This is a genomic window from Cupriavidus sp. HY129 (assembly GCF_059492215.1).
On the sequence record NZ_CP083254.1, the window covers coordinates 1,698,420 to 1,722,539 of the forward strand.

At 62.5% G+C, this 24,120-nt stretch carries 20 protein-coding genes; 9 read left to right on the forward strand and 11 right to left on the reverse strand.

The window, feature by feature from the left end; genetic code table 11:
* Nucleotides 1-108: 108 nt before the first annotated feature.
* Entirely contained in the window at nucleotides 109-1,131 is a 1,023-nt protein-coding gene (locus K6G35_RS07755; RefSeq protein WP_008644744.1) for an AraC family transcriptional regulator, read from the forward strand.
* A 131-nt stretch (nucleotides 1,132-1,262) separates the two neighbouring features.
* On the opposite strand, the gene K6G35_RS07760 is transcribed toward K6G35_RS07755, so the two are convergent.
* From K6G35_RS07760 to K6G35_RS07770, 3 genes are all read right to left on the reverse strand, one after another.
* Nucleotides 1,263-2,459 (reverse strand): porin, encoded by a 1,197-nt coding sequence (locus K6G35_RS07760; protein WP_008644745.1) that lies wholly within the window; start codon nucleotides 2,457-2,459, stop codon nucleotides 1,263-1,265.
* 111 nt (nucleotides 2,460-2,570) lie between these two features.
* Nucleotides 2,571-3,140 (reverse strand): RBBP9/YdeN family alpha/beta hydrolase, encoded by a 570-nt coding sequence (locus K6G35_RS07765; RefSeq protein WP_008644746.1) that lies wholly within the window; start codon nucleotides 3,138-3,140, stop codon nucleotides 2,571-2,573.
* Nucleotides 3,141-3,167: 27 nt separating this feature from the next.
* Nucleotides 3,168-4,499 carry an MFS transporter gene (locus K6G35_RS07770; protein WP_040010979.1) on the reverse strand — a complete coding sequence of 444 codons (1,332 nt, stop codon included), beginning with the start codon at nucleotides 4,497-4,499 and terminating at the stop codon, nucleotides 3,168-3,170.
* Between the two features lie 347 nt (nucleotides 4,500-4,846).
* On the opposite strand from K6G35_RS07770, the gene K6G35_RS07775 reads away from it, so the two are divergent.
* Nucleotides 4,847-5,344, forward strand: a complete 498-nt coding sequence (locus K6G35_RS07775) for a cytochrome b (protein ID WP_008644753.1) — start codon at nucleotides 4,847-4,849, stop codon at nucleotides 5,342-5,344.
* Here K6G35_RS07775 and K6G35_RS07780 read toward each other — a convergent pair.
* The 4 genes from K6G35_RS07780 to K6G35_RS07795 form a co-directional block, all read right to left on the reverse strand.
* Nucleotides 5,324-6,817 carry an efflux transporter outer membrane subunit gene (locus tag K6G35_RS07780; RefSeq protein WP_495676304.1) on the reverse strand — a complete coding sequence of 498 codons (1,494 nt, stop codon included), beginning with the start codon at nucleotides 6,815-6,817 and terminating at the stop codon, nucleotides 5,324-5,326. The two genes, K6G35_RS07775 and K6G35_RS07780, sit on opposite strands and share 21 nt — an antisense overlap.
* Nucleotides 6,818-6,820: 3 nt before the next feature.
* Entirely contained in the window at nucleotides 6,821-8,797 is a 1,977-nt protein-coding gene (locus tag K6G35_RS07785; RefSeq protein ID WP_495676305.1) for a glycosyltransferase, read from the reverse strand.
* Nucleotides 8,798-8,811: 14 nt separating this feature from the next.
* Nucleotides 8,812-10,095 (reverse strand): hypothetical protein, encoded by a 1,284-nt coding sequence (locus K6G35_RS07790; RefSeq protein WP_495676335.1) that lies wholly within the window; start codon nucleotides 10,093-10,095, stop codon nucleotides 8,812-8,814.
* Between the two features lie 142 nt (nucleotides 10,096-10,237).
* On the reverse strand, nucleotides 10,238-11,575 hold the full coding sequence (locus tag K6G35_RS07795) for an HlyD family secretion protein (protein WP_035882219.1): 1,338 nt from the start codon (nucleotides 11,573-11,575) through the stop codon (nucleotides 10,238-10,240).
* A 461-nt stretch (nucleotides 11,576-12,036) separates the two neighbouring features.
* Between K6G35_RS07795 and K6G35_RS07800 the strand changes: the two genes are divergently transcribed.
* The 3 genes from K6G35_RS07800 (at nucleotide 12,037) to K6G35_RS07810 (ending at nucleotide 14,402) form a co-directional block, all read left to right on the forward strand.
* The gene (locus tag K6G35_RS07800) at nucleotides 12,037-12,468 is read left to right on the forward strand and encodes a universal stress protein (RefSeq protein ID WP_186425398.1); all 432 of its coding nucleotides are present in this window, start codon (nucleotides 12,037-12,039) and stop codon (nucleotides 12,466-12,468) included.
* A gap of 237 nt (nucleotides 12,469-12,705) precedes the next feature.
* On the forward strand, nucleotides 12,706-13,545 hold the full coding sequence (locus K6G35_RS07805) for a class II glutamine amidotransferase (RefSeq protein ID WP_008644763.1): 840 nt from the start codon (nucleotides 12,706-12,708) through the stop codon (nucleotides 13,543-13,545).
* Nucleotides 13,545-14,402 (forward strand): helix-turn-helix domain-containing protein, encoded by an 858-nt coding sequence (locus K6G35_RS07810; RefSeq protein ID WP_008644764.1) that lies wholly within the window; start codon nucleotides 13,545-13,547, stop codon nucleotides 14,400-14,402. The genes K6G35_RS07805 and K6G35_RS07810 overlap by 1 nt, the downstream gene beginning before the upstream one ends.
* A 32-nt stretch (nucleotides 14,403-14,434) precedes the next feature.
* Here K6G35_RS07810 and K6G35_RS07815 read toward each other — a convergent pair whose 3' ends face one another.
* Nucleotides 14,435-16,300, reverse strand: a complete 1,866-nt coding sequence (locus K6G35_RS07815) for an AMP-binding protein (protein WP_286962681.1) — start codon at nucleotides 16,298-16,300, stop codon at nucleotides 14,435-14,437.
* 224 nt (nucleotides 16,301-16,524) lie between these two features.
* Between K6G35_RS07815 and K6G35_RS07820 the strand changes: the two genes are divergently transcribed.
* The gene (locus K6G35_RS07820; protein ID WP_058698951.1) at nucleotides 16,525-18,054 is read left to right on the forward strand and encodes an IS3 family transposase; all 1,530 of its coding nucleotides are present in this window, start codon (nucleotides 16,525-16,527) and stop codon (nucleotides 18,052-18,054) included.
* Between the two features lie 636 nt (nucleotides 18,055-18,690).
* Nucleotides 18,691-20,301 carry an NHL repeat-containing protein gene (locus K6G35_RS07825; RefSeq protein ID WP_495676306.1) on the forward strand — a complete coding sequence of 537 codons (1,611 nt, stop codon included), beginning with the start codon at nucleotides 18,691-18,693 and terminating at the stop codon, nucleotides 20,299-20,301.
* Between the two features lie 1,021 nt (nucleotides 20,302-21,322).
* Here the strand turns inward: K6G35_RS07825 and K6G35_RS07830 are convergent.
* The 3 genes from K6G35_RS07830 to K6G35_RS07840 all read right to left on the reverse strand — a co-directional run bounded on the left by K6G35_RS07830 (nucleotide 21,323) and on the right by K6G35_RS07840 (nucleotide 22,994).
* A complete protein-coding gene (locus tag K6G35_RS07830) occupies nucleotides 21,323-21,838 on the reverse strand; it encodes a DUF2867 domain-containing protein (protein WP_286880620.1) in 516 nt (171 codons plus the stop codon).
* A gap of 41 nt (nucleotides 21,839-21,879) precedes the next feature.
* The gene (locus K6G35_RS07835; RefSeq protein ID WP_187192362.1) at nucleotides 21,880-22,299 is read right to left on the reverse strand and encodes a lipocalin-like domain-containing protein; all 420 of its coding nucleotides are present in this window, start codon (nucleotides 22,297-22,299) and stop codon (nucleotides 21,880-21,882) included.
* A gap of 77 nt (nucleotides 22,300-22,376) precedes the next feature.
* Entirely contained in the window at nucleotides 22,377-22,994 is a 618-nt protein-coding gene (locus tag K6G35_RS07840; protein WP_495676307.1) for a DJ-1/PfpI family protein, read from the reverse strand.
* 110 nt (nucleotides 22,995-23,104) lie between these two features.
* Between K6G35_RS07840 and K6G35_RS07845 the strand changes: the two genes are divergently transcribed.
* Both K6G35_RS07845 and K6G35_RS07850 read left to right on the forward strand, forming a co-directional pair.
* The gene (locus tag K6G35_RS07845) at nucleotides 23,105-23,656 is read left to right on the forward strand and encodes a TetR/AcrR family transcriptional regulator (RefSeq protein ID WP_008651358.1); all 552 of its coding nucleotides are present in this window, start codon (nucleotides 23,105-23,107) and stop codon (nucleotides 23,654-23,656) included.
* A 193-nt stretch (nucleotides 23,657-23,849) separates the two neighbouring features.
* Entirely contained in the window at nucleotides 23,850-24,071 is a 222-nt protein-coding gene (locus tag K6G35_RS07850; RefSeq protein ID WP_008651357.1) for a hypothetical protein, read from the forward strand.
* Nucleotides 24,072-24,120: the final 49 nt, after the last annotated feature.

Sequence of the window (24,120 nt, forward strand, 5' to 3'; positions counted from 1 at the left end):
TGTTGTTCGAATGCGTGTTTCGGTGGCGGAAGTATCGGCGAATGGCATTGAAATATTTGACGACCAGGGACACACGATTTACATTTCGGGACACTCAGGGAAAACACGATGTCCTACTTTCTTCGCAGTGCCAGCCTGACCAATTACATGGAAGTTGCGCGCGCCGTAGGGCTCGATCCGCACCAGATGCTGCGCGCCGCGAAGATCAACCGGGATGTGCTGCTGGACCCGGATATCCGCATCCCCGCAGCATCGGTGGCGCGTTTGCTCGAAGCGTCGGCGCGCGACGGGCACGCGGAGGATTTCGGGCTGCGACTAGCGGAACTGAGGCAGTTCTCGAACCTGGGGCCACTTGCCTTCGTGGTCCGCGAAGAACCCACGCTGCGCCGCGCGCTGGAGTCGATGGTGCGCTACATGGGCCTGCAGAACGAGTCCCTGGCAATGCGCGTGGAGGAGATGGATGGCCTGGTGGTGATCCGCCTGCAGATCCTCAGCGACCAACCCGCAGGCTCGATGCGGCAGGCCACTCAACTGGCCGCCGGGGTGATGTTCCGGATGCTCAGCATGTTTCTCGGGCCCGCGTGGCGCCCGCGCAGCATCTGCTTTTCGCACGCGCCGCCCGAAAGCCAGACCACATACCTGCGCGTGTTCGGGATGCCCGCGCTGTTCAATCAGGATTTCGACGGAATCGTCTGCGTGGCCTCCGATCTGGAAGCGCCGCTGCCGTCCTATGACCCGGTGATGGCGCAGCAGGTCAAACGCTACCTGGGCACGCTGCTGGCGCAATCGAATACCACCATGGCGGACAAGGTGCGCAAGCTCGTCTACGCATTGCTGCCAAGCGGCATGTGTTCGATCGACCGGGTGGCTCAGCACCTTGGCGTGGACCGGCGCACCATCCACCGCCGACTGGCGCAGGATGGCACCACTTATTCGCAGATCCTGAACGAGGCACGCGCAGGGCTGGCCACGAGCTACATCGAGAACCGCTCACGCCCGCTGTCCGAAGTTGCAACGCTGCTCGGCTTTTCGTCGCTGAGCGCGTTCTCGCGCTGGTTTGGCAACCAGTTCGGCTGCAGCGTTTCGAAGTGGCGCACAACGCGAATGGGCGAACAGGTCGAGGAAAACTGATCGCCCAGCAAAAAGCGGCCACACGGACGGAGGCCCGTGCGGCCAAGGGCGAATTTCGAATCGGACCAGGCGAGGGGAACGGGTAAAACTCGCCTGGCCGACTCACGCCAGTACAACCAAACGGTATCGCGTCAGAACTTGTGGCGAAGGCCCAGGCTCACACCCACCATGCTGCTCTGGCCGGTGCCGAGAATGTAGCTGTTGCCGGTGGCGCCGGTCGTGGCCAGCTGGTTCGTGTTCGCGGCGTCCAGCGTCAAGCCGGCATTCTTGGCGTATGCGGCGCTCAGGTACACGTCGGTGCGCTTCGAGAAGCTGTAGTCCGCCACGAAGGCGATCTGCCACGGATTCGGCGCGTGGGTGTTGTTGAAGTAGTCGCGCTTGAGGTTGTCGTAGTCATACTCCAGCGTCAGGCCCACAGCAGGCGTCACCTGGTAGTTCGCGCCGATCCAGTAGTAGTCGTCGCGCTGAAGCTGGGCGCCGGTACCGTTGTTATCGACCTTGCCCCAACGGTAGCCAGCCATGATCTTGGCGACCTGGCCGATGGCGTAGCTGCCGGCCACCGAAGCCTTCTTCAGCGTGGCAGTGGTGCCCTGGTAGACGCCGGCGGCGTTGTTGACCGACGGGTTCCACTGGTCATAGGCAATCGCTGCGCCGAACGGGCCAGCCGAGTACGTGAATGCGCCGCCGAAGGCGCTGTCGCGGCGGAATGCGCCCGGGACTTCACCGTTGCCACCGAAGGCGCTTGCACCACCCTGGATCGCCAGGTTCGGCACACCAGCACCGAACGAGAAGTGGGCCAACGCGGTCACCGGACCGAACACGCCCGTGTAGGCAATGGTGTTGTCTTCACGGAAGTTGTTGCCGGCCATGAATGCCGCCGGTTCATACTGCGTGGCATACGCCGTCGGCATGAAGTTGGCCATCGCCACGAACAGCGAGGTGTACTGGCGACCCAGCGTGATCTGACCGTAGGTGTTGTGCGAAATACCGACGAAGGCCTGACGACCGAACAGACGGTTGCTCTGCTGCATCGTGCCGTTATCGACGGAAATGCCGCTTTCCAGCACGAAGATGCTCTTCAGGCCGCCGCCGAGATCCTCGGTGCCACGAAGACCCCAACGCGAACCAGACAGGCCGCCGGAGTTCACGCGGAACACGTTGTTGCCGGCACCCGGGTTCGCGGTAAAGCCCGCAGCCGAGTACGGCGCCACATGGTTAGCGAATTCCAGGCTGGTGTCGAGCACGCCGTAGAGCGTAACGGCAGACTGCGCGTAAGCGCTGCCGGTACAGGCGAGCAGTGCGGCCAAGGCCATGCCCTTGAGCTTCATAGGTCAATCTCCTCTCTTTTTTCTCGATTGCTATTTGGGGGGTTCCCGTCGGAAATGGTTACTGCGGTTACTTCACTGGACAAAACAAAAAACGGTACGCCTCGGGCACGGTCAGGCGCGACGCATCAGGCGCTCCACGAGCGTCATCGCGTACGGCCATTCGCCGTAGCCCGCGGCGGGATTCAGATGGCCGACCTCGCCGAGATCAACCAGTTCGCTGCCCCAGTCGCGTGCCATCTGCTCCACGCGATCGAAGCGCGCCAGCGGATCGTTGCGGCTGGCGCCAACGATGCTGGGGAAGGGCAGGGGGCGACGCGGAATCGGCAGCCAGCCGTGCTCGTCGAGCGTGGCGTGTGTGGGGTAGCCGGCGGGCATCGGGTTCTCGAGGTCGGCCGGCGCGGCGAGCAGCGCGGCGCGGATCTTGCGGTGATGCTGGGCCGCCCAGTGGACGGTGATCATCACGCCGGCGCTATGCGCGACGAGGACCACGGGGCCATCGATCTCGGCCAGGGCTTCGTCCAGCGCGGCCACACGTGCCGCGCGGCTCAGCTTGTCATGCTCGAGCGGCTGTACCGATCGGGAGTTGGGAATCTGCGCCTGAAGCAGTGTCTGCCAATGCTCGGGCACGTGGTCGCGCAAGCCGGGAACGAACAGTACGGTGGTGTCAGCCAGAAAGTCCATTGCGAAAATCGGTAAGTGGTGTTGGGGTCAGCTATTGCCGGCGGCGGCACGCATACGCTCCAGGCGGTGTACGTCCGCGCTGTAGGTGCGACGCCCGATAACGAAGCAGACGGCGGCCAGCAAGCCAACCAGCGGCAGGAACTGCAGCGCGCCGCGCAGACCGATGTGATCGGCGATCAGGCCGGTGAAGAACGGACCCGGCGCGAGCCCAAGCAGGTTGTTGACCAGCGTGAGCGTGGCAAACGCGGAGCCATGAATCGCCGGCGAGGTCAGGTTGGCCACCGCGGCGCTGGCGGGGCCGGCCGTGCCGCCTGCCAGCAGCATCCCGGCGCCGATCAGCACGAGCTGGGCCGTGCCCGGCGGCAACTGGAAGGCTGCGCCCAGCAGCACGCAGCACAGCACGCTGTAGGCGATGGCCACGATCCACTTGCGGGTCGGGATATGGCGGGAAATCCAGTCGGTAAAGGCCCCGCACATGATCATGCCGGCGCCACCAATCAGCACGAAAGCGGCGGCAGTCAGGCCGGCTTGTGCGCCGCTCATGCCGTAGTAGCGGCCGAAGTAGCTCGGCAGCCAGGCCAGCATCGAAGCCATGACGAACAATTGCAGCGCGCTGCCCACATAGGCGCAGAGAATCGAGCGGGTGGAGAACAGCGCGGAGACCAGCGGGCGAAGCTCCAGCTTGGCCTGCTTCTGGCTGGCGGAGACGTCCTCGCCAAGTTCCTGGCGGCGGGCCAGCAGGCCCTTTTCCGTAATCAGCAGGCGGTACAGGGCCACCAGGATCAGGCCGAAGATCGCCATGCCGGCGAAAGCAACGCGCCATCCGAAGTGGGCGGAAATCACACCGCCCAGCCCCATGCCCAACACCGAGCCGAAAGCGCCACCGGCGATGAAGGCCGCGCTGAGGCTGGCACGCAGGTGCCGGGGGAATACCGAGACCACCACGGCGATGCCGACGCTGCCGTAGGCGGCCTCGCCAATACCAACGCAAAGCCGTGCGATGAACATCTCGCCGAAGGAGTTGGCCAGCGCGCAACCGAGCGTGGCCAGGCTCCAAAGCGCCGCCATCAGCGTCAGGCTGCGCACGCGGCCCCAACGGTCCGCCAGGATCGACAGCGGGAAGGTCAGCACCCCCACCATCAACGCAACGACGCCGCCCAGGGCGCCCAATTCGGTGTCGCTAAGTCCCCACTCGAGCTTGAGCATCGGGAACAGCGCATTCAAGACCTGCCGGGACATGTAGTCCGAGAGGAGCAACCCAAAGCTCAGTGCGAAGACCAGCCACGGGTAGTATCGCGACAGCCTGGCCTTGGCAGGCGCGCCTGCCATTGGCGCAAGGGTGGAACGGTATCCGTGCATGTCTGCCTCCTATATGACCCGTGACATCGTGATGACAGCATCGGGTCGTGACCGGCGAAGTATCTAGGATTGGCAGCCCACGGTTTGATCATTCGGGACAACGTTTTTGCATCTTGGGACAGTCGGGGAAAACGAGAGGATGCACGGAAGATGTGCTGTGACGCTTGCTTCATTGCAGAAGTCAACGCTTTGCCGTTGACCTGTCACAAGCTGGGAGCGGTATTGAGGATTGATTCCGGACAGACATGACGCGCAGAATTGTTATGTTGGAGCAAAAGAGGACAAAAATGCATTTGACATCCCCACATACCCTCTCCCTGACCTTCCAGCCCAAATACTCATTGGCCATGCGCGCGTTGCACTGGCTGGTGTTCCTGGGCGCCGTGGTCGCGGTTGCGGCGGTGGAATTTCGCGACGTGTTCCCGAAGGGCAGCACCGAGCGGGCCGCGATGATGGCGATTCATGAGTCCGCGGGCATCACGATATTGGTGTTGATGCTGTTGCGTCTGCTGGTGCGAGTGAGCCAACCGGTTCCTCCGCCGCCGGCCGGGGACCCACGATGGATGGACCGCGCGGCAAGCGCCATGCATGTCGTGCTGTATGTGCTGATGCTGGCCATGCCGGTACTCGGCATGTTGGCGGTGGCGTGGAAGGGCAAGACCATTCCGGTCTACGGCCTCCAGCTGGCGCTGCCGCTTGCGATCAACGAGCCGTACTCAAAGCTCGCGAAGGAAATTCACGAAACTGGCGCCACGTTCGTGTACATCTTCGTCGGCCTGCACGCCGCAGCCGCCTTGTGGCACCAGTTTGTCCTGAAGGACCGGCTACTTCGCCGGATGATCTAGGCTGGCCACCGTCTGCTGCGACCACCCGCCGCCCAGCGCCTTGTAAAGGCCTGCGCGGCTGGTGAGTCTGGCCAGTTCGATCGTCACCATCTTCTTCTGCGCGTCGTAGAGTTGCCGCTGCGCATCGAACACGGGGAAGTAGTCATCCACCCCGTTCTTGAAGCGGATTTCCGCCAGCCGCTTGGTTTCGGAAACTTCCTTTGTCAGCGCTTCCTGCGCCACGGTCTGCCGGTCGTAGGTGCCGCGCGCGGCCAGGCCGTCGGCAACTTCCCGGAACGCACCCTGAATCGTTTTCTCGTAAGCCGCCACGTTGATGTCCTTCTGCACCGTGGCGATATCGAGTCGTGCCTGGTTGGCCCCGGCGTTAAAGATCGGCAGGGTGATCTGCGGCGCGAACGCCCAGGCCATGCCGCCCGTGAACAGCGAGGCGAGCGCCGTGCTGGCCACGCCCACGGTGGCCGTCAGCGAAATCTGCGGGAAGAAGGCCGCCCGCGCCGCGCCAATGTTGGCATTGGCCCCCTTGAGCTGGTGCTCGGCCGCCATGATGTCCGGCCGTTGCTCCATCAGTGTCGATGGCACCCCGGCGGGCAACTCTGCCACATACGAACTATTCGCAAACGGTTGCGGGGGCGGCAGATCCGCCGGTAGCTGGCCGCCGATCAACAGCGCCAGCGCATTCTCGTCCTGCGCCACCTGTCGCGTGAACTGCTCCACATCCACCTGCGCGGTCTGCACCTGGGTCTGCCCGCGATGCATCTCGATCTCCGCCATGCCGCCGGCGCTCTTGCTGCGGCTGATCATCAGTGCGGCATCCTGCTGGACCTTGAGCGTTTCTTTCGACAGCCTGAGCAGTTCCTGGTCGGCCTGCCATGTCAGGTAAGCGCTGGCCACTTCCGCCACCAGACTGATCTGCGCGCTGCGCCGCACCTCTTCGATCGCCAGATATTGCTCCAGCGCCTCGTGCTTGAGGCTGCGCACCCGCCCGAACACATCGAGCTCGAATGCACTGAAGCCTACGCCCGCGGTCCATGAATTGATCACGGCGTCTTGTCCGGGCGCGCGCAGATCGTTGTTCAGCCGGGTACTGGCAAAGCCTGCATTGGCGTTGATCGCTGGAAACTGCGCGGCACGCTGGATCCGGTACTGCGCGCGCGCCTGATCGATCGAAAGCGTCGCGATACGCAGGTCACGGTTGTTCGCCAACGCCAGCCCGATCAGCGTGCGCAAGCGTGGGTCGGTAAAGAAGTCCTCCCAGCCAAGGCTCGCGGCGGGCGTGGCCTGTTCCGGCTGCGCCTGGCCCGTGGGCCCCGTGTTGGCGCTTTCATAGGCAGGGCCAGTCGGGTAGGCCTGCGGTACCGGCGACTCCGGGCGCTGGTAGGTGGGTTCCAGCGAGCAGGCAGCAAGCGCCAGCGGCACGAGGAGGGCAGGGGTCCAGCGCGGCGGGCGAATCAGGGAGGTTGGCTTTCTTTTCATGGTTCATCCGGTAAATGCGCGACGCAGCAATTGCACGATGGCCACACGCGGGCGGCCGCGGTGCGCGATGTTGTGAGCCGGTTCGCCGAACAGCATCCGGATCAGCCGATGGCGTCCCGCCATGTCCGGAAACAGTTCGATGCCTAACAGATGGCCCTGCGTGCGCGCCACGCGGCAGGTCACCCAGCCCAGTTCGGAGAGCCAGACCGCTCCCGTGGCGCCAGCTTCCACCCGACCAGCGGCATCGCTGATCAGGCCGATGCCGTTGCACGACATGTCCTGCGTGACGCCATCGAATTCACGTGGCAAGCCGTCGCTGCCGTAAATGCAAAGGCGGGCACGCTCGCGGTGTGGAAAGCGCTCTTCCTTGCGCGGCCGGGGCAGTTCGAAACAGACCAGCAACGAGGCCAGGTACAGGATCATCGAGATCACGGTCCAACCGATGTTGAAGACCACACCGCTGGCCGTGCCGTCGGCGGCCACGGCGCGCCCAAGGCCCATGGCGGCCAGAACGAACAGCGCGCCATAGAACGCGGCGAACTTGCCGTGGACGACCAGCTTTGACCGGTCCAGCCCCTTGTTCGTGACCTTGAACGGCCTGCCGAACGGCTTGAAGATGGCACTGACCAGTGTTGCGGAAACCGCCATGGCTGCCACGATCTGCGTGACCTCGGTAAAGATCGGCATCGCCCGCGCGCCTGTGATCCAGATGCTGTAGGCCCAGTAGAGCAGTAGCGCCGGCACGCCGAACGCGAGGAACTGCATTGGCTCGCCGTACAGCGTCGGCACATTGAAATACCAGTACAGCAGCGGCCCGGCCAGCAGCATCAGCGTGAACGGGCGGCTCAACCAGTGCAGCAGCCCGTGCACATAGTGCAGGCGTTCGCGCAACGTATAGCCGGGTCCGCGCAGCGGCCCGTCGGCGGTGAGCGCCACCTGGATCGTGCCCAGTCCCCAGCGACTGCGCTGGCTGATGTATTCAGGCAGGCCCTCCGCCGACAGGCCCACGCTCAGGCGCTCATTGAGCCAGCGCGTGATATAGCCATGCGGCATCAGCTTGTAGGTCAGGTGAATATCTTCCGTCACGGTGCCGATCGGGAAGCCACCGATCCGGTCCAGCGCCTCGCGGCGTACGACAAACGATGTGCCGATGCAGAACGCGGTACCCCAGGCGTCCTTCGACGGCTGCATGACATCGAAGAATGCGCGCTGCTCGTCCACCCAGCACTCCGTGGAGCGAAGATTGTATTGGATCGGGTCGGCGTTGTAGTAGAACTGGGGCGTCTGCACCACGCCGACCTGTGGATCGTCGAACAGCCCGACGATGCGTAGGAGGATGTTCCGGTTGGGTGCGAAATCGGCGTCGAGCACCATGATGAATGGCGCGCCGCCATCGAGTTCCGCGCTGTGCCGCAGGCCGTTGTTCAGGTTACCGGCCTTGGCGTGGGAGTTATCTGGCCGGGTCACGTAGCGTACCCCGACCTGATCGCAAAACTCGCGCAGCCAGTCGCGACGGGTGTCATCGAGCACCCAGACGCGGAAGTTCGGATAGTCGATGTCCAGCGCGGCAACGATGGTCTTCTCGAGCACGTCGAGGCCTTCGTTGTACGTGGCGATAAAAATGTCCACCGGCGGCGCTTCCCGCCCGCGTCGCAACGCGGCCTCGCCGGCGTCAGCCTCGGCGCTGTGATCGGACGTGCGGGTCATGATGACGATCGAGATCAGCGTGTACGCGATGGTCAGGCTCTCGAAGCCGAAGAACGCATGCGCCCACACGCTCGGGAAGTCCATGCGCCATTCCGGCAAGGTGTCGGTGAACCGCCATACGTAATAGACCAGCAGCAGCACGCCGGCCGCGGCGCCGAAAAGCCAGCGATCCAGGGTGCGTTGCCGGTCGCCGCGCAGGCAGAGCAGGGCGATCAGGAATGCGCCGGCATTGATCTGCATGAGCATACGGCCATCGAGATACTCGGCAAACATCGTTACTCCTATCGTCACTCGTTGGGTGCGTTGGCGGGCCCATTGCCCGGGCCACCGACGGACGCCGTCGTGGCTGCGCAGTTCGCCCGGCATCCTCCCGGCTGGAACGGATTCCAGCCCGTGGCGGCCAGTACGGCCCAGGCCGTGGCGCCAAGGTGGGGCAGGTGGAAGTAGTAAAAGTCCTCGGTCTTCGAATCGGGGCCGATCGACAGCCCCGTTTGAATCCGTTTCTCGGGCGTGGCGAAGAGCATTCCGTCCGGCGCGCGCTGCGACAACAACAGCGGCCAGAGCGGACCCGCGACATCGGCATGGTTGGTGGCCAGCAGCACCAGCGCGGCCTGGCCGGTGCCTTCCGTCCAGACGCCATCGGGATCGGCCTTGAAGCCGAATCCGCCATTGACGGCATGCCGGGTGCGTGCCCAGTCCAGCGAGCGCTGCCAGGTGCCGGCGGCATCCGGGATGGCAATCAACGGCCACAGCGATGCATCGAGCGCCGAGGGCCCACCGTTCAGCGTCCGGCCGTCATCGCGGGTGCCGATCGCGAAACGCCCCTCGCGCGACTGCCACATGCTCTCGACGAAGTGCCGCGCCCGCTCCGCGCCCGTGTTCCAGCGCGGATCATTGCTGTATCTGGCCAGCCAGCGGAACGCGGCATAGGCATCGACGTTGTGCTCGGTGGACTTCCACCCCTGGCGCTCGGGATTCGGCTCGTGTCCGAAGTACCCGCCGATGTACGCGGCGGGACGGTCCGCGTTGAAAGTGTCCTTGTCGACCCATCCCATCAGCGCCTTGGCGCCGTCGAGATAGGCGGGCGCGCGCGTGGCCTCATATGTAGCCAGCAGAAGCAGGGCGGCCCAGACGACATTGCCGGTGGCGGTGCCCACCTGGTAGCGGTCCTCGAACCAGCGCTTGCTGGCGTCGTCCCACCAGCCTGGCAATGGCACAGGCCCGTTAGGTATCGCACCCGCCCGGTAGGCATTGCGCAGGCGGCCGTCATGGTAGTGGCGGTCGCGGCTCATCCCCGCCAGCACGCCATCGGCGATTCGCCGTGCCGCATCGCGCTGGCCGCAGGCGATCAGTGCGATACCGGCCAGCGCGTTGTCATAGACGAAAGCCGATTGACGCAGCGGCGCCGGCAACGGCTCGCCACCGGGCGCCGGCTCGTAGCTGGCCAGCCATATCGGGCCTGAGCCCGGAATGGCCGCCACGCGCTGCGCCAGCGTCTGGCAACCGCTATCGCGCAGTTGCGAGCGGGCGTCGGCTGACGATGCCGCAAAGGTGGGCGATGTGGCCAAGATGCATGATGTGGCGAGGCAAGTAGCCAGCCGGATGCCCCCGGCTGCCAACCCCTTTGACGTATGACGCTGCACGGTTGTCTCCTTCCTGCGGGCGTTGAGTGAGTGGCTTCGCGCCTGCTCGATCAAACCGGATCGGCTCTGGTCAGATCAGGCGGGTGAACCACGGGCGATCGAGGCTGACCTTGGCCCAATGGCCAAGCGCGCACCGATCGGTACTGCCACTGCCACTGCCGCGGTTGCGCAGATCAGGGAGCGGCTTGTTGAGCTTCGCGATCAGGTAAATCTCGTTTTTCTCGATTGGCGGGAAGGGAACGAAGTAGCGCGCCTGATCGCCTTCCGGGGCACGCGGCATGATCTCTGCAACGGTGCCCGGCTGCGGCGTGGGAACACCATCGACCAGCACGGTCAGCTTCGCGCCTGGCAGCAGATCTTTGCTGAGGCTGCGCGGGAACACGGCCACGACGTTGGGCTGGCTGCAGTTGGTGGTGCGCATCAGCGTGGCGCCGGCGGCAACCCGTGTGCCCGGTGGCGTCAGCACATCCTCGACGATGCCACTCGCGTACGCCTTGATATCGAGGTTGGAGACCCGTTCGAGGCGTTGCTGTTCCGCCGTCACGAGCTTGTCGACCTCGGCGCCGTACTGTTCCAGTTGCGTGATCTCGGCCTGCGTCTGCGTGATCTCGGCCTTCAGCTCATCCTGCTTCTGCGACAGCGCGCCCAGCGCGCCGTCCGCGCTCGAACTGAACACCTTGCTGCGCGCTGCTTCGCTGCTGTTGCGCGCGCTGTCGAGTTCCGCCTGGATGGCATCGCGCGAACCGGCCAGCACGGTCAGCTGGTTCCGGGACGCATCGGTATAGGCCTGGCTGACCGCGCCCGCCCATTGCATAGCCTGATTGCGATTGACCACGTCCTCCTGCGCGTCGATCTGCTGCTTCGCTACCGCCAGCCGGGCCTCGATGCCACGCACGCGCGAGGCGTGCTCGCGATCCGCCGAGGCCGCGTAGCGCTTGATATCGCCACCCGTCGACGCCATGCGCGTCTGGTCCGCCTCGAGCTTCACCTTCGCGGCCTCCAGGCGCTTCTGGTTATCGAGTTGCTTCCCGGTCAGTTCCACCAGCAGCGCGCGGTCCATATTCGGGTTCTGCAACGCCATCAGTGGATCTCCCGCATTGAAGCTGCCGCCTACCGTCACGACTTGCTTGGTAACCACACCTTCCACCGGCGTGGTTACGAGGGTGACAGGACTATTTACGATCGCGCGCTCGGACGATCGCGTGAAGATGTACGGGAACATCACCGACAGGACCACCCAGATGATGAACACGACCATCCCATAGCTGGCCAACCGAGGCACCACCCGCCACAGCGGCAGGCCTGGCACGCCCGCGCGCCGTTGCATCAGCGAGTCGTGGTGCGATGGGTGTTGAGACGGTTTGACCCGTGCGGGTACCGAGTCCTTCTGGTCAACTTTCTTATCCATGCCGCCTCCGGATAAAAGGTGGGCCACCCGAGATAGCCAGAGCTATCGCGGTCAGCAACAGGCAACAAGCTGCCGCCACGCGAGCGAATCCCCACCCGCGCAGTGCGCAGTGCTTCGTCCCCCAGATTGTTTGTTATGCGCCGTTGCCCCGGGCCGTCACAACGCCGCCGGAACAGGCTTCTGGATCGATACTGCCGACCCGATGAATTCACGCGCCCAGATTGCCGATATGATTGTGGGCACGTGTAGATAGAGTGAGGCGCAAGCGCCAGAGAAACTCAGGACACAACATCACTTGATTGATGCGATGCAGCGCAGGAGCGTTTCAAAGTTAGACAAGTTGAGCCCTGCGTGCTGTAAGAATGTGTAAGGCCTGCATTTCAAGTCGCTTACAACGCGGCAAGTTCAGCGCTTGGCATTACACTTGCGCTGCGACACTCGAGAACGATAAGGAGCTTTGAATGACAGCGATCGTACTGGCGATGGATGGGTCCACCTACAGCCGACATGCGGCAACATGGCTCGCATCGACGACATGCCTGGCCCAGCCCCTGATCGTGCATGTGGTGCACGTGTCGCCGATACTCGGACGCACCGGATTCAGCGCCGTTGACTTTGAAACCGAGAATCGTGAAGAAGCACGTGTGGTGTTCGAATCGGCCAGAGGTCTGCTGGAAGGGCGAGTGAGCGAATTGCACGAGCACTGGCTGCGCGGCAACGCATCGGAGGAGATCCTTCGGTTCTCCACCGAGAACGCCGTGGACCTGATCATTGTGGGCGCCAAGGGCATTGGCGCGCTCCGGTCCTCGATCATCGGCTCTGTGGTATCGAAGATCGCGACGCAGTCCACGGTGCCTGCGCTTATCGTCAATCCGACCGACCAGGAAGGCTAGGGCGGTTCCTCCCATCCTGCCAGATGTGCCTGCATGGGCCTGCATGGGCCTGCATGGGCCTGCATGGGCCTGGTGGCGCTATCGGAATGAGGCGAGGCGGCTCTTTCTGGCCAGGGTGACGCAGACAGTACGAGTGGACGGACCAAGGCCGCCCAACGACGCCAGAAGCATTTTGATAGTGCCTGTTACAGATTGGCGCGCGTCGCCTATCCTGATGAGACTGCAAGGAGACGCATCATGTGCCGCTGGCTGGCTTACTCAGGCAATCCCATCCAACTGGAAACGGTGCTGTTCCGGGCCCAGCACTCGTTGATCGATCAAAGCCTGCATTCGCGGCTGGGCCACACCACGACCAACGGCGACGGCTTCGGCATGGGGTGGTATGCCAAGCATTCCGAGGAACCGTTCCGGTACCGTTGCATCCACCCGGCCTGGAACGACATCAACCTGCGCGAGGCGGCGCGCGCCATCCGGGCTGCGAAGTTCGTCGCGCACATCCGCGCGGCAACCGACACCCCGGCCCAGGAAACCAACTGTCATCCGTTCCGCTACGGTAAATGGCTATTTGCCCACAACGGGCTGATCCGCCAGTACCCGGAGGTCCGGCGCGAACTGATGCTTTCGATCGCGCCCGAACTGTTTCGCTGGATCGAAGGCTCCACGGACTCGGAGGTCATGTTCTATCTGGCGCTGACTTTCGGGCTGGAGCAGGACCCACGCGAAGCAATGGAAAGGACGGTGGGACTGGTGGAACATGTGGGGCGGCGCCATGGCGTCGAGTTTCCCGTGAACATGACCATTTGCGCGACCGACGGCGATCAGATCGTGGCGGTGCGGTATTCCAGCGAAGGGGACTCGCGCTCGCTGTTCCATAGCAATTCGTTTCGACACCTACGTGAGCTATATCCGGAGAATCCACGTATTGCCGCAGTGGGCGACGACGCCGTGCTGATCCTGTCCGAGCCTCTGGTGGATCTGCCTGGCGCCTGGGCGGAAATCCCGGAAGCCACGTTCATGCAAGCCAGACAGGGGACGGTCGATTACTACCCGTTCATCCCGACGTATTCGGAGCCTTGATGGATCGCCATGGCATGAAGCATGGATTCTCAGGCTTGGATCGAACAGGAAACACGGCCGCCGCGCCGTACTGTCCAAGCGCTCGGATCACAATGTTCGAGCGCAGTATCGCGATCACGACGCAGGATCTTGTGTCCGGGGCTGTGAGGCGCCCGGCAATCAGCGTGCTGCTCTCGCTGGATGACACGCCATTCTCCATTTCAATCAACGATGTGCCGGCGCCCAAAGCGCGGGCTTTCATCGTGCGAGAGCTTGCGCCGCGCGCCATCCAGGCCTTGAACTGCCAGCTTCTGAGCCTCAGTCTCGATCCTGGGCATCCGCTTTTCCTGTCGACACGCAAGGCATTGGGAGACAAGGAGTTCCTTGCGCTTCCAGACGGACCGCTGCGGGCCTGCCGCGATCCACTGCGCGAAGAACTGCTTGGCACCGTGCCTCGCCAGCCGGACGACCGGCTCATCGAAGCACTGTTGTCTTCGGCACCGGATTTCTCCCCCCATTTGCGGGAGAAATCGGCTTCGCGCCGCGAGGACCTGCTCGCGGAATTCGAATCGCTATGGACTGAGCCGCATCTCGCGAGCAAGCTGGCCACAGCGATGGACCTTTCGGTGAGCCGCCTGTCCCATCTTTTCGTGGAGGAGGTCGGCGTACCGCTTCGGACCTATACCCTCTGGCGGAAGTACCGACACGCATGCGCCAGGCTGCAATCTCCTGGCAGCCTGAGCACGCTGGCGCAGGATTGCGGCTTCTCGGACGCCGCGCACATGACACGAACCTTCGTCAGCTACCTGGGTTTCTCACCGATCACGGTAAAAAGCCTGAGCCATATCCATCGGCCGGCCGAAGCACACCGTGCCTGAGGTGGGGCAGCAGGGCGGGGGAATACCAGGAATCACTCGCGATGCAGCGCCCAGGTGAATGTATAGCCCTCCAGATGGACCTTCACGGCTTGTTCGATCTCGGCATCTGGCGCCACTAGTCGCACATCGACATGCAGACCGCGCTTTCCGCCCGCGCTCACTTCGACCGCTCTCAGCGCGCTGGACGCAATTGTCTCCAGCGCCGGTCGCAGCAGTAGCTCGGCGGCCTTGACCCGCAAGGCAGGCTTGAACAGCTTGCCGACGGCCGTAGTGGGCAACTGGTCCAGCACGTGGATCGCTTTCGGCCAGGCCGGCCGCTCCGCAATCCGCTCTTTGACAAAGGCATCGAGTTCTTCGAGATTGATGTCGACGCCAGGCTTTGCCACGACAAATACGACCGGCAATTCGCCCGCGTACTTGTCCGGCAGAGAAACGGCCGCTGCGAGGGCGACGGTAGGGTGCGTCATCATCGCCTGTTCGATCATTCCCGGATCGATGTTGTGGCCGCTGCGGATGATGAGGTCCTTTGCGCGTCCGGCGATGAAAAGCTTGCCCGCATCGTCGAAGTAGGCGAGGTCTCCGGTGTTCAGCCCACCCTCGATAAAGACTCCGGCATTCTGGCTCGGATCGCGATAGCCGCGCGAAACATGCGGCCCCTCGACAAACAGGACACCAACCTCATGCGGGTCGCAATCGTCCCCCAGACCTTGCTCGGCGTCCTGGCGTCGCACACGCAGCCTCGTGAACGGGAGCCGATAGCCCACGGAACCCACTGTCGGGCGCTGGCCTGCCGCATCCGCCGCCGTCGCACCACCAGTTTCCGTCATGCCAAGCAGCTCGTGAAGTTCGACGCCAACTACCTCGGCAAAGCGCTTTGTCACGCTGAATGGACACGATGCCGCCCCAGTCAGGCCGTATCGAATCGATGAAATATTGGCATCGACCGGGACGTTGAGCAGGGCGCCGAGAGCCGTCGGCACAGCGCCGAAAATCGTGATGCCGAACCGCTCAATGATCTTCCAGATCCCCATTACCATGGCGGGATTCCGGAATCCTTGGGCCGAGAGCATGATGATATGACCACCCGACAGCAGGACCGACAAGGTACTCACGATCGTCCCGCCAACATGGAACAGTGGCATGCCGTTGGTCACCCGGTCATCCTTGCGTATGCCAAGCAGGCTTGCAGCCCCCAGCGCGGCGGCAAGTTGATTCTTGCTGGTATGCGCGACAAGCTTGGGCAGCCCGGTCGTCCCTCCGGTGTGGAAATACGCGACAACCGCGTCGCTGTCGCCCGAGGGCTCCCACGTTGCGCCGCCATGCGCGACACTGTCCGCCAGGACCGCATTGAAATCGATGGCAAAGTCTGGAGCAGAGCCCGGCCCGACTGCCACAAGATGAACATCCGGAAGATTCGCCCGGATCGCCGCGACGCGCTCCGCAATGCCAGGGATCTCGCCCTTCGGAAACACGAGAACATCGGCAGCCGAATTACGGACAAGATCGACGATCTCGTCAGGCTGAAGGAAGGGGTTGAGCGGCACCGCGAAACCGCAAGCTTCGGCGCCCCAGAGCACATAGTGCGTTTCGACGAAGGACGGCAGGATATAGGCCACGCCACAGCCCGGGCCAGCCAGTTCCGAAAAGAACCGCGCTGCCGCCGTAATGTTGTCCAAAAGCTCCCGATAGCTCACTGTCCGGGCCGGCCCATCCGCCGAATCGATGTAGGTCAGCGCCGGCGCATCGCCATGCCGCTGGGCGCTAGCGCGAATCGCGCCGTAAACCGTGCCACCGATCGCCGCGTTCCATGCCTGAACCGCGACGCTGGAGCGCTCCAGCGCTTCAATTTCCGTAAGGCTCGATACGGGAGGTATGCTGAATTCCATTGGCGTCTCCATGCTGTAGGTCGCTATCGTTGCTGTACTTTATGCAACAGGATGCTGACAGACCAGAGCGGCGGCGTCTTGAAGATTTCAGCTATGGACGACCGATCGTGAGCGTGATTTCAGGCGCCTATAGCATTTAACATAAGACAGATTATTGACATGGTTCATGTAAGGACTAAGTTGTAATGTCGTACCTGGGGGTGCGGATGAATTCTTGGACTACTTGGAGGTAGTTCATGTATTCGTACGAGGATCGCATCAGGGCGGTCAAGCTGTATTTAAAGTATGGAGGAAAGACGGCAACGGTCGTTCGTGAGCTGGGCTATCCGTCGGGTAAGAACCTGAAGCGGTGGGTCAACCTTTACCAGGCACTGGGGGACCTGCCCGAGCACCGCCGTCCAAGGCATCGATACACGCTGGAGCAAAAAAGCGTGGCGGTGGATCACTACTTCGGTCATGGCTGCTCTCTAGTTGGTACCCGCAGAGCCCTCGGGTATCCCAGCACCGAAATGCTGGCCCGCTGGATTGAGGAGCTGCGCCCTGGCTCGCGTCGCATGGTCACGAGCACAAACACCAGTGCGCCGTTTGCGTCCGAGCAGAGACGTCAGGCAGTCACTGACCTTTGCGCCCGCCGGGGCTCAGCGGAGGAAGTAGCGAAAAAGGTTGGAGTAAGCCGACCGATGCTGTACAAGTGGAAAGATCAACTGCTCGGAGACGAGGCATATCGATCTATGCGCAAACGTAAATTGGCCTCGCCTGAAGACGAGCATGCAGCGTTGCTGGAAAGAATCGCGCAGCTCGAACAGCAGGTACGCCAGCTGCAACTTGAGCGCGACATCCTGGCGCAGGCGGGCGATCTAATAAAAAAAGACCAAGGCATCAACTCCCTGACCCTGACAAACAGGGAGAAGACACAGGTGGTTGATGCCTTGAAAGCTACGTATCCGTTGCCTGAGCTTCTTCGCGTCGTCGGGCTTGCGCGCAGTAGCTACTTCTATCACAAGACAGGCTTGAGGCTGCGCGATAAGTACGGCGATGTACGTAAGGCCATGGTCGAGATCTTTGACAGCAACCATCGCTGCTATGGGTACCGTCGTATCCACGCGATGCTGCGTCAGCGAGATATTCGGATCTCCGAAAAGGTCGTGCGCAAATTGATGGCGGAGGAGCAGCTTACTGTCCGTCGGCCTCGTCGTCGGTACAGTTCCTACAGCGGGGAGATTGGCGCTGCCCCCGAGAACCTGATTGCTAGGGATTTCCATTCGCAGGCGCCAAATCAAAAATGGCTGACAGACATCACCGAATTCCAGCTTCCAGCTGGCAAGGTGTATCTATCGCCCATGATCGATTGCTTTGACGGCAAGGTTGTAAGTTGGTCTATCGGCACGAGGCCTGACGCACAATTGGTCAATAGCATGCTCGACGGCGCCATCACCACGCTCACCGATGGCGACAGCCCCGTAGTACACAGTGATAGGGGCTCGCACTATCGTTGGCCGGGATGGCTGCAGCGCATCAAGGCGGCTGGTCTCATCCGTTCCATGTCGCGAAAGGGCTGCTCACCTGACAACGCAGCCTGCGAAGGCTTCTTCGGTCGCCTGAAAAATGAGATGTACTACTGTCGCAACTGGGCTGGCACGACGGTAGAAGGATTCATGCACGAGCTAAACTCTTACATCCAGTGGTACAACGAGCGGCGCATCAAATTGTCGCTGCGCGGCATGAGTCCGGTCGAATACCGGCGCCACCTTGGAATCGCAACTTAACTCAGTCCAAGAATTCATCCGCACCCCCCCTGGGCTAGATTGAAATGTCGTACCTCACAGCCTGATTTGATCGTGACTTTCGGGCTTGCATGGAGCAAGAGCGCGTGCGAATTCAGGCTATCGATGCCAGATAGGTGTTGACGCTACTTCAAGTAGTGTATCTGACGCGCTCTGAAGAGCGTGGCCGCCGAACGGCCGCTCTGCGGTATTACAACGGACATCTGAACGGCCTAGCAAAGTAGCGATTGGACGACGCCTCATGACCGGTCTCTGATGCTGGCCGGAGCCCGGCAGGAACCTGGCCCACCGGCAGGAGCTGCTTGTGACAAATCTAAGTCCCAACCTGAGAACGCTTGTCCAGCAAGGGCTGGCGCAGAACTGACCGAAATCCCCCGGCGAGTTGACAGATTTACTGTCGCAACGGTGACACATTTAGTACAGTCTACGTCTCCGCCGCCCCAAGAATACGGCATTCGTCGTATGTACCTGAATCTTTCCGATTCGTAGAATCCGCTGGACGTAACCGGTCGCAGGAACGCCTGTGCGCGACCGGCGGAGCAGGAACGGCCACGCTCAGGCCGCTCCGACCAGAGACAGCGCCCGGAGTTCTCCGGGCCGCCCTAACCCCGGAATCTCATGTTCCCGATTATTTCTCACCGGCCCGCCAGTGTCCTTTGTGCCGTGGTCGTCTTCCTCGCGAGCGCCGGCCTTGCCGGTTGCAACCGCGGCGACTCTGGCAATGCTTCCCAGCCTGCAACCACAGCCACCACGCCATCCCCTGCAACGTATGCGGTGGGTGGCACGGCCAACGGCCTGACTGGCACCGGCCTGGTCCTGCAGAACAACGGGGGCGACGATATCGCCGTGGCGGCCAATGGCGCGTTCGCATTCGCAACGCCGGTGGCCAGCGGAGCGGCTTACGCGGTGACCGTGAAAACCCAGCCGAGCGCACCGCCTCAGACCTGTACGGTTAACAACGGCAGTGCCACCATGGGGAGTGCTGCAGTCAGCAGCGTCACCGTGCTCTGCTCGATCAGCAGCTATCCGATGGGGGCTACGGTGAAAGGGCTGGACCTGAACGGCCTGAGCGGCAGCGGTCTGGTCCTGCAAAACAACGGCGCCGACGACATGCCGGTGGCCGCCGATGGCACGTTCAACTTCAAGACACCGGTGGCAAGCGGCGCGAACTATGCCGTGACGGTGAAAGCACAGCCTCACTGGAACTCCTGCTCGGTCGACAACGGCGGCGGCACCGTCACCACCAGCACCGTGACGGCGAGCGTGCTCTGCTTGGAAGGCTGGACGTTCGCGGGCTCCACGGCTGGCGGCGCAGCCGCCGCGTTCTTTCATCCGATTGACGTCGCGGTCGATGGTACCGGCAACGTGTATGTGGCCGACTACGGCAACCATCGCATCCGCAAGATATCGCCCTATGGTGCGGTCACGACGCTGGCCGGATCGGGAGTTGCCGGTTCGACAGATGGCACCGGCACAGCAGCGTCGTTCAATCTGCCTTCAGGCGTTGCCGTCGACGGCGCCGGCAATGTCTACGTGGCCGATACCTACAATCACCTGATTCGCAAGATCACCTCCGCAGGCGTCGTCTCGACGCTGGCAGGCTCGGGATCGAGCGGCTCCGCCGACGGGACGGGAAGCGCCGCATCCTTCTACTATCCGTCCGACATCGTCGTGGACGTTGCCGGCAACGTCTTTGTTGCCGATACCTACAATCACCTGGTCCGCATGGTTACACCCACCGGCGTCGTCACCACGCTGGCGGGCACCGGCACCGCAGGCTTTGCCGACGGTCCGGCCCAGGCTGCCGCATTCAATCGCCCCGCGGGTATTGCGGTGGACGCTGCCGGCAACATCTACGTGTCCGATCTGGGCAACGCCAGGATTCGCAAGATCTCGCCCGCGAACGTTGTCACAACGCTGGCTGGCTCCACAACACGCGGCTCCGCCGACGGCACGGGTGCGGCTGCCTCGTTCACCAGCCTGCTTCGCATCGCAACGGATGCTGCAGGGAACGTCTATGCGGTAGATGCCGGCAGCAACGCGGTTCGCAAGGTGACGCCTGCCGGCGTCGTCACAACACTTGTTCAGCCCTCCTTCTACGATTGGGCCTATAAGGTTCCGGCCTTGCTGGCTCAGCCCTTCGGCGTGGCGGTTGATGTCCGCGGGAACATCTTCGTGGCGGACACCAATAACGCCCTGATCCGCATGTTCACGGTCCCGGCGCCGTAATCCATCGTCCGCATACGCACGCCCCGGCAACAACCAGGGGCATGCGGGAAGATCGTCTCGCGACTGCCTGCCTTGCCATTGCAAGGCGCCTTCGCGGACGGCCCTCCCGCCATAGGAATGAATCTCCCCCTCTTGCTCCACATTGCGCGCGCGCCCCACCCCTTGGGAAGCGGGTTCGCGCACGGACCGCGCGATCCAATGCGCTTCAGCCCACCGCCATGTCCTCCCCCAAGTACCGGCAAGCGGTTGGCCGCCCGTTGGCGCCCCTCAGGCTCGCTCAACCTTACCGGCGCAAGGTTGAGCGACTGGCGCAGCGCTACCGGCAGGACCGCCCGTAGGGTCTTGTTTCTCGCAAATGGGGGCAACTCGGTCACCGGCAGTTGCCTCCCGGCCTGGCGTCGCGCATTCGCGGCCCGCTATTCACTGCGGACCTCAACGCGCTTTGCCAAGGAGCAGCGCAGTGACTTCGATGCCACCGGCCGCTGCGCAGCGACGAGGACCTGGAGCAGATCTTCAACTGGCGCGTGTGGCGCAAGGTTTCGGCGAGTCTCACGCTGCAGTACGACAAGGTGAAGTACCTGCTAGAGGACCGGCCCGAACACCGGCGCCTGATTCACCGCCAAATTGAGGTGGCCGACTACCCGGACGGACACGTCGAGTTGTGGGCCGATGGCGCCCCCTGCCCTACACCACCTACCACCGGCTCTCGGCGATCAATCAAGGCGCAATCGTGTAGAACAGGCGGCTGGGCAACGTGCTGGACATCGCGACCCAGGTGCGGGCGCTGCGCGACGACCGTCACCAGGCCGGCCGTTCACGGAAGCTGCTGGGCGAACCGCCGCGGCCGCACAACCCGCCGCTGCACGTGAAGCGGCAGCGGTTCCAATTCCAGTTTGGCTTCGCACACTCAAGGGGGGACGGTTCAGTTCAACCCATCGCCACACATTGAGTCTTTCCCACTGACATGCAGCGTAGTCCATTAACCTTGTTGGTGCCGGATCGTCGGCAAGCGCCGACCAGTTCAGACAGCACGGCTTGCGGCCTGTTCCAGACTAGCCCGCGCGATGACACGGTGGAACGGTGTGATTGCCGCGAGATATGTCCGTCCCAGCAAGTTATGGCAATGCACTACGGTCACCAGGACGAGCTCCCTGCCGCCTGCCGCACCCACGCGCAGCTGGATCGCGAGCCGGAAGTCGAGATGACGATCGTCCTCGCCCATCACCAGTTCCCCCGCACTCTTCGACCGCAGTGGAAAGAAACCGATCACCGGCCCTTGCGCCGCCGCAGCAATACCGACCGCACGAGACGATTTGACGCCTACTGTCGCCATTATCGTGTCCCGTACCCGCGTCAGCGCACGAATCCACCACGCCTGCCGCTCGAATCCAGCGCGCGCCAACACTTCGAGATCGTCGCTGGCCCCCGCCGGCAACTGGACCGCATACGCATCCAGCAGGTCCGCGCCCCTATAAAGCGGCGCCAGGACGCTGTCGGGTGGCATGGGTATCGCATAGGCTTTATGGGCATCGATCATCAACCAATCTCTTCATGGTTTGGGTTTAGCGCGAGCCTGCGCTAAACATTGTTTCTCTGTGCCATCAGCACACCGCGAGCCAATCGCCCCGGGAACGATGGATGGATCTGCCACGCAGTTGTCATTGCCAGGACGCCGCGATCTACTTTGAAGAACCGAACCTGCTCGGTGCCAATCCAGGCTGGATGCCAAGCCGTGTCGACCTTGATGATGAGTCTGTCCTCATCCTCGACACGACACAAACCAGAATAAGCAATCATTGTCTCGAAAAGGGCCGCCGGATCGTTACTCAGGCGCTCTCTGGATGTGAGTATCGACATCATCCTGTCGCGCTCGATGACGATATGGCCGAGTGGGTCGACACCGTATGTGTCCGCGCGCTCACCTGTATCCTCCAGCTCGACCTGAAAAGATAGAATCTTCCACCACCCGAATAACGGGCGGGCTTCGATGTCAGACATGGCCATCTCATCTCTCCTTGGTTTCGCCAACCTAAAAGTCAGACACGGGCGATTGGCTTCACGCCATCAGGCGCAATTCACCTCTGGGCCATCTGGCCAACGCCTTGCCGGATACTGAGCCCAATCAGTGCTTCGTAAAGTTCCTGCTGTCCAGCCGGCAGCACCGGCAGCAGTGTGGCGCGTCGCTTCTCGATATCGAACAGGGATTCCACCAGCCACCCCACCAGATAGAGCGCAGCAAGGCAGCCTCCAGCCGTCGCGACGCTTCCCTGGCATACCAGGGGCTGGTCCACTAAATCGAGCCCTAGAGCTTGAAAGCCTCCGCGCGCATCCGGGTGCGTTGTCGCGCGACCACCAGGAAGCAGTCCAAGTCGTTCAAGGATGAAGGCGCCTGCACAGATGGAGCCAATGAACTGTCGTGTGGGATCGAGTTGGAAGGATGGTAGGAAATCCGGATGAGCAAGCGCTGCAGGTATGCCCTGCTTGCCGCTGGTAAACAACACTGTATCGGCGTGATTGGCCTCAGAGAGAGAGCCATGTGCCGAAATCGACAGTCCGTTCGCCGATCGCACGATAGAACTAGACGCCAGGATGCGCACGTTCCAGTCCTTGGTGTTGCGGCCCAAGATGTCCCACATTAGGAAGAGGTCGATATCGGTGAATTGGTCGAACGTGACCAGTGCGATTTCTTTCAAGGTGAACTCCCGGCGAAGCGCTGCTGTGCAAAATGCAGCGGCGGTCTATGCTAATGTTCGCAGCGTATCAACCCAGATCGCACCATACACAGCCTGTATGGCGCAGACATATGAGCAAACTGACTCGCGACCACTGGGTCTCGGCTGGCCTTGAGTCCCTGGACCAAGAAGGACACGCCGGCGTCTCGGCCGAAATCCTGGCTCGTCGGTTGAACGTAACCCGTGGTTCGTTCTATCACCACTTTCGCAATCGCGAAGACTTCGTGCGTACGTTGCTGGCCAAGTGGGAAGAGGACTACACAGAGCGGATGCTTGCCTATGCAGCGCAGGGACGCACCGCCCGCGAAACCTTGATGCGCTATTTGAGCATTGCCGCTGAGAAACAGCCGGGCCGGGAAGTTGCCATCCGAGCGTGGGCGCTGCACGATCCGTTGGTGGCCGAGTTTCAGCAACGCGTTGACGCAACGCGACTGGCTTTCGCGGTCAGAATGTGCCGTCGATGGGTTCGCTCGCCTAGCCATGCAGAACTAATCGGCCAGGCGGCTCACCTGTGCTTAATCGGTGGTCAGCAGGCAGGGCTGCGACGTGACGCCAGTCGCTTCAATAAGCTCATGCAGGATGCGTTCACCCTCTTCAAAGACACACTTCCACCGCGCGCCTGAGACCACGCTGCCGGCTTAACGGCAGATCCATCCATTGTCGTCAGACATTGTGATTGACATACAGGTCAGTTGGGGTCTAGGCGCACGATTCTGGTTATCTCGTCGCGCGGCGACGAGGATCTGGCGCGGATCTTCAGCTGGCGCGAATGGCGCAAGGTCTCGCAGAACCTGACGCCGCACGCAGTACGCCAAAGTGGTGGTCCTGCAGGAGGTCAAGGTGGCCGAGCATCCCGAAGTCCATGTCGAATTGTGGGTGGGCGGTGCTCCCCTGCCCTACACGACCTATGACCGATTCCCGGAGTCAGACCAGCGCGCGATCGCGGACAACAAGCGCCTGGGGCACGCGCTGGCGATCGCGGCCGAGGTGCAAGCACAGCACATCAACCGGCTCGGCCTGGAACGAGCGATGAAGTAGCGGCTACCGACCGCGGATTCAACCGGTCGATGCAACGGCTTGATGGAAT

Coding starts and splice junctions, on each gene's coding strand:
- K6G35_RS07765 (WP_008644746.1), bottom strand. CDS start 3,140: ATGGACTTTCTGGCTGACACCACCGTACTGTTCGTTCCCGGCTTGCGC.
- K6G35_RS07815 (WP_286962681.1), bottom strand. CDS start 16,300: ATGGAGACGCCAATGGAATTCAGCATACCTCCCGTATCGAGCCTTACG.
- K6G35_RS07835 (WP_187192362.1), bottom strand. CDS start 22,299: ATGTCTGACATCGAAGCCCGCCCGTTATTCGGGTGGTGGAAGATTCTA.
- K6G35_RS07795 (WP_035882219.1), bottom strand. CDS start 11,575: ATGGATAAGAAAGTTGACCAGAAGGACTCGGTACCCGCACGGGTCAAA.
- K6G35_RS07820 (WP_058698951.1), top strand. CDS start 16,525: ATGTATTCGTACGAGGATCGCATCAGGGCGGTCAAGCTGTATTTAAAG.
- K6G35_RS07825 (WP_495676306.1), top strand. CDS start 18,691: ATGTTCCCGATTATTTCTCACCGGCCCGCCAGTGTCCTTTGTGCCGTG.
- K6G35_RS07775 (WP_008644753.1), top strand. CDS start 4,847: ATGCGCGCGTTGCACTGGCTGGTGTTCCTGGGCGCCGTGGTCGCGGTT.
- K6G35_RS07830 (WP_286880620.1), bottom strand. CDS start 21,838: ATGATCGATGCCCATAAAGCCTATGCGATACCCATGCCACCCGACAGC.
- K6G35_RS07755 (WP_008644744.1), top strand. CDS start 109: ATGTCCTACTTTCTTCGCAGTGCCAGCCTGACCAATTACATGGAAGTT.
- K6G35_RS07760 (WP_008644745.1), bottom strand. CDS start 2,459: ATGAAGCTCAAGGGCATGGCCTTGGCCGCACTGCTCGCCTGTACCGGC.
- K6G35_RS07770 (WP_040010979.1), bottom strand. CDS start 4,499: ATGCACGGATACCGTTCCACCCTTGCGCCAATGGCAGGCGCGCCTGCC.
- K6G35_RS07800 (WP_186425398.1), top strand. CDS start 12,037: ATGACAGCGATCGTACTGGCGATGGATGGGTCCACCTACAGCCGACAT.
- K6G35_RS07845 (WP_008651358.1), top strand. CDS start 23,105: ATGAGCAAACTGACTCGCGACCACTGGGTCTCGGCTGGCCTTGAGTCC.
- K6G35_RS07785 (WP_495676305.1), bottom strand. CDS start 8,797: ATGTTTGCCGAGTATCTCGATGGCCGTATGCTCATGCAGATCAATGCC.
- K6G35_RS07810 (WP_008644764.1), top strand. CDS start 13,545: ATGGATCGCCATGGCATGAAGCATGGATTCTCAGGCTTGGATCGAACA.
- K6G35_RS07805 (WP_008644763.1), top strand. CDS start 12,706: ATGTGCCGCTGGCTGGCTTACTCAGGCAATCCCATCCAACTGGAAACG.
- K6G35_RS07780 (WP_495676304.1), bottom strand. CDS start 6,817: ATGAAAAGAAAGCCAACCTCCCTGATTCGCCCGCCGCGCTGGACCCCT.